Origin of the sequence: Synechococcus sp. OH2, assembly GCF_047462155.1 — a bacterium.
In the GTDB taxonomy this organism is placed as follows: Bacteria; Cyanobacteriota; Cyanobacteriia; order Thermostichales; family Thermostichaceae; genus Thermostichus.
In genome coordinates, this window is record NZ_JANSIR010000087.1 from 1,631 (window position 1) to 6,441 (window position 4,811).

The window sequence follows — 4,811 nt, forward strand, 5'->3', positions numbered from 1 at the left end:
GGGTGACGGGCATTAACCTCAAAGCAATACCGCTGGGGGAGGCGGATCGGATCGTTACCATTTTGACCCGCGAGCAGGGCTTGATTCGGGCGGTGGCCAAGGGATCCCGTAAGCAGCCTTCCAAGTGGGGAGGACGGATGGAGCCCTTTGTTGTCAACGATCTGCTGGTGGCGCGGGGGCGTTGGTCGGCCCAAACGGATCCCTCGCGGCGTCTCCAGCGCATCGCCCAGGCAGAAACCCTGCAGAGTTTTCCCCGTCTGGGCCGCGGCCTGGCCCACCTCACAGCAGCCCAGTACCTGGCGGAGGTGGCTTTGCTGCTGGCCCTGCCCAACCAGCCTCAGGAAGAGCTGTTTGTGCTGCTGGTGGAGCATCTGGAACGCATCGAGCAGGCCCCTGCAACAGAGGCCGTTTTGCCGCTCCTTGTCCATGGGCTCTACCACCTTTTAGTGGTGGGGGGGGTTGCCCCCTCGGTACAAGCCTGCTACTCCTGTGGGAAAGAGTTAGTGGGCGAGGTTTTCTTCTGTCCCCAGGTGGGCGGCCTGGTCTGCGATCCTTGTCGGCTGGCGCAGCGACTCAGCCCAGTTGCCTGGGTCTCTCATTCCGTCCTGCAGGCCTTAGGATCCCTGCCCAACCCGACCTTGTCCCGGCTGGCCGAGCGTGCGCTGCCTCTGGCAACTTGGCTGGCGGCAGAACGTCTGTTGCGGCGGGTTTTGGAGCTGCATGCCGACCGCGAAATCCGTTCCGCCGGTCTGCTCGTCAGTTGCTACCCTGTCCCTGTTGCCGAAACCCTCCTCCCTGCTTCAAATGGCCAGGGATCCCCAGTTGCGGCAGCAGCTTTTTCTGAGGAGGATTCCGAAAGCTTGGCAGCAACCTGAAGAAGTTGTGAAGGTATGTATCAAGTCGGGCAAAATGGCCGCACAATAGAGGGTTAAGGCGGGTTAGCAGCCGCTTCTGGATGATAGATTAGGTGGTAGAAAGTAACTTCTTACGAAGGCTTCTCAGATTCGGTTTGGCGCCAGTCAACCGCGGTAGCGTTTGGGGAGGAGTGCCACACCTGTGCTACCGAGCAGGAGCAAGTGAAGTTGAAGTTGGCGCTTTTAACAGGATTGAATCGAGTGCCGGGCGAGCCTTCGGTGTTTGTTTTCTGGAGCTGCATCCTTGGATTGCGGTTTCCGTTGCCGACAAACAAGGGTTTGGCAGCGTTGCAGTTCCCAGGGGAAGTCCACCCATCCAGAAGGAGCCCCTGAGGAGGCTGCGTCTGACCACCTCGAGTTCGCGCTCACCTCAATTTTTTTCCAATCCTTTTCATCTAGAAGTTTAGGAGTTGCAGCACCGTGGAAGCCCAGCGCAAAGAACGGATTCTCGTGGTCGATGATGAGGCCAGCATCCGCCGCATTTTGGAGACCCGCCTCTCGATGATCGGGTACGACGTGGTTACTGCTTCCGATGGGGAGGAGGCGCTGGAGGTTTTCCGCAAGCAGGACCCTGACCTGGTGGTGCTGGATGTGATGATGCCGAAGCTGGATGGCTACGGGGTCTGCCAGGAGTTGCGCAAAGAATCCGACATCCCGATCATCATGCTGACGGCGTTGGGGGACGTGGCCGACCGCATTACCGGGCTGGAGCTGGGGGCAGACGACTATGTGGTTAAGCCGTTTTCGCCCAAAGAGCTGGAGGCCCGCATTCGTTCGGTGCTGCGGCGGGTGGCGCGGTCGTCCCATGAAGGGATCCCCAGCTCAGGGGTGATTCAGGTGGGGGACATTCGCATCGATACCAATAAGCGGCAGGTTTACAAGCGGGACGAGCGCATCCGCCTGACGGGGATGGAGTTTAGTTTGCTGGAGCTGCTGGTCAGCCGCTCTGGGGAGCCGTTTTCCCGCGCCGAGATTTTGCAAGAGGTGTGGGGCTACACGCCGGAGCGCCACGTGGATACGCGGGTGGTGGATGTCCACATCTCGCGGCTGCGGGCCAAGTTGGAGGATGACCCGAGCAACCCTGAGCTTATCCTGACAGCCCGCGGTACCGGCTATCTATTTCAGCGCATCGTTCCAAAAGGCGAGGAGTAGGACGGGATCCCCCTTAGCAGCTCTTCCAGAGCCCTCCGCATCTGCTGCAGCGGGCCAACCCAGTTGCCACGAGCTTCTTGACGGAACAGGCGCATCACGCCGGGGTACCAGGGGCTGTCCTGCTGCTGGAGGAGCCAGCGCCAATCGGCGGCAAAGGGCAGCAGCACCCACACTGGCTTGCCCATCGCCCCGGCCAAGTGGGCCACGGCGGTATCGACACTGATCACCAGATCCAACTGAGCAACCGCTGCAGCGGTATCGACAAAGCTGCGAAAACGGGATCCCAGCTCCATCACCTGGTGCTGCTCCAAGAGGGGGGCCCACTGGCTGAGATCTTCCCCCACCTGTAGGCTGACCCACTGCACGTCGGGCAAGTGGAGGTGCTGGAGCAGGAGGTCGAGAGGACAGCTTTTCAACCTTTGCACGCGGTTGAGTTCGGGGGTGGCGCGGCGGCCACTGGCCCACACCAGCCCCACCTTTATCCCCCTCTGGGCAACCTCGGGCCAATCTTCCGGCCAGGCGGAGCTGCAATCGGGACAGACCAGATAGGGGATGCGGTTGGGAATTGTCTCCAGCGTGGTGCCCAGGCGGTGGGGCAGGCTGAGCAGGGGCAGGTGCCAGTCAAAGGGAGGCAAGGGATCCCTCTCCGAGATAACCTGTACCTGGGGGAAGGCGGCTTGCACCAGCTCGACGAGGGATCCCTGACAGCGGAAGAAAATTTGGGCTGCAGGATGGGCGGCGGCCAAGAGCGGCAGGTAGCGCACAAACTGAATCGTGTCCCCCAGCCCTTGTTCAGCGTAGACAAGCAGCGTCTGCTGGCCCAAGGGGGATCCCGGCCACAGGGGCGAAAGCAAGCGCGGATAGGCTGCCCCTTGTCGCTGCAGCCGCCATTCGTACTCCCGCCACCCCTCCTCATAGCGGCCCAGGGTGAGCAAGGCCGTGCCCAGGTTGTAGTGGATCTCCGGCCAGTCGGGGGCCAACTGCAAGCCGCGCCGATAAGCCTCAATAGCGGCCTCGAGTTGGTTTTGCTCTTGCAGGACGGTGCCCAGGTTGTTGTGGGGCTGGGCATCCTCTGGCAGCAGCGGGATGGCCCGTCGCAGACAGTCGGCGGCCTCCTCTAGGCGGTCTTGTAGGTGCAGGCAGTGGCCGAGGTTGACGAGGATCCGCCCCTCCTGTGGCGCCAGGGCAAGAGCGCGGCGAAACCAGGCTTCTGCTTCCCCAAGCTGGTTGTCGAACAGGAGGGCGTTCCCCAAAGTCGCCAAAGCATAAACTTGGGGAGGCTGGGCTGCTGCGGCCTGGCGCAGCACTGCAATCGCCTGCTCCCGCTTCCCCAAAGCCAGCCAACAACTGCCCAACCGGAAGAGCAGTTGCCCATCGGCAGGAGCAAAAGCCAGGCCCTGTTCATAGGCGTGCGCCGCCTCCTCCGGGTTGCCCAGTAGCATCCAGGCATCGCCCAGCTCCTGCCAGGCTGGCACCCAGTCCCTTCTCAGATGCAAAGCCAATTGCAGGGGGGTCAGGGCTTGGCAGGGATCCCCCATCTGCAGATAGAGGGACCCCAGCAACGCCTGGGCGGCGAACAGGTGGGGATGGGCCCGGGTAAGCTGCCGGCAGAGGTGCAGTGCCGTCTCCAGATCCCCTGCTTGTCGGTGGCGCTCGGCCAGCGCCAGGGTCGCCTCTGGGGAAGGGCAGGGGGGTAGAGCGGAGCCTCGTCCTAGGCCCTTTGGCCCAGCCGTCTGCCGGTCGCTTTTTCCTCGCCCGAAGCCCTGTGGCACGGTTTTTCCCTTGGTGGATCCCTTTTTACCCTTCCCGCCGGCATGCGGCAACAGCGGGACATCTTCCTACTCAGGTTAACAGTTCAGGTTAGTAGGACGTTCTTGACAGAGTGTTCCTAACCCCCCGCCCATGCAGCGGGCCATCCTCGGGGCTTGCCTTCCGAGGGCTCAGTTGCGGCGAAACAGGCTGTCTAAGTAAATACGGGCGGCGCGCCGATCCGTGTCTCCGCTCTGGAGCAGGAATAGCGAGAGTGCCGCCGTCACCACCCGATCTTGATCCCAGTCGGGGTGACGAGAGAGGTAGTTTTTGAGAGTGTCGTGTAGCTCCTCGGGAATTTCGCTCAAAATGCTGACGGTGGGAGAATCCATAGCCCAACCACCTACTCGGGGTTAACAGTGAAACCAAGAAAACCTAGGGATCCGGCCAAAACTGGGCCTGCCCAGAAGGGAATCGCAAACAAACCAACCCAGCTCTCTAACTTGGGTATGCCGGGGGCCGCATCAGCCCCGTCAAAAGCAAGACAGTCTGTAGAAGTTTGCCCCTAGCCCGTCCGGCAGCGGCCAGAGGATACCAGGCTGCCCCTTGGCCTTGTCTCAGGCAGGAGAAGGGATAGAGTTCTTGGGCAAAGGGTTCTTTGCCTCTGAGGAGAGCTGCCAGGAAAATCTCCCCCTCACCTCAGGTGCGGCTATTCTGCCCTCTGCCCCATGGGGGCTGTCAATCCTGGGCAGCGGCTCCAAGTTTGTTAAAGTCCGCCGCTGGCTTTGATGCCATCGGCAAAAACGGCGCGATCCCGTTACATTCCTAAAGGTGTATCCGCCTGAACTTTCCAGTTTGGACTTTTCCACAGAAACCCTCGCTGCCGTTTCCTGTGGCAAGGAGTCTGTGGAAAACAGCCCGCCCGCCTGTGGAAAGTCTGGGGAAAACCTGTGGATTTCTGAGAAATCTAAATTTGTCCAAAAATTTTTTCTCGCG

Annotated in this window: 4 protein-coding genes; 2 read left to right on the forward strand and 2 right to left on the reverse strand. The window is 61.1% G+C overall.

What is annotated here, in order from left to right:
• Positions 1–2: 2 nt before the first annotated feature.
• Both recO and rpaB read left to right on the forward strand, forming a co-directional pair.
• Positions 3–875 carry a DNA repair protein RecO gene (gene recO / locus NW835_RS07915; RefSeq protein ID WP_414414987.1) on the forward strand — a complete coding sequence of 291 codons (873 nt, stop codon included), beginning with the start codon at positions 3–5 and terminating at the stop codon, positions 873–875.
• Positions 876–1,334: 459 nt separating this feature from the next.
• Positions 1,335–2,066: a response regulator transcription factor RpaB gene (gene rpaB / locus NW835_RS07920; RefSeq protein WP_414365957.1), complete on the forward strand. Its 732-nt coding sequence runs from the start codon at positions 1,335–1,337 to the stop codon at positions 2,064–2,066.
• Here rpaB and NW835_RS07925 read toward each other — a convergent pair.
• Positions 2,036–3,838 carry a tetratricopeptide repeat protein gene (locus tag NW835_RS07925; RefSeq protein WP_414414988.1) on the reverse strand — a complete coding sequence of 601 codons (1,803 nt, stop codon included), beginning with the start codon at positions 3,836–3,838 and terminating at the stop codon, positions 2,036–2,038. The two genes, rpaB and NW835_RS07925, sit on opposite strands and share 31 nt — an antisense overlap.
• A 168-nt stretch (positions 3,839–4,006) precedes the next feature.
• Positions 4,007–4,207, reverse strand: a complete 201-nt coding sequence (locus NW835_RS07930; protein WP_011430239.1) for a DUF2811 domain-containing protein — start codon at positions 4,205–4,207, stop codon at positions 4,007–4,009.
• Positions 4,208–4,811 lie beyond the last annotated feature (604 nt).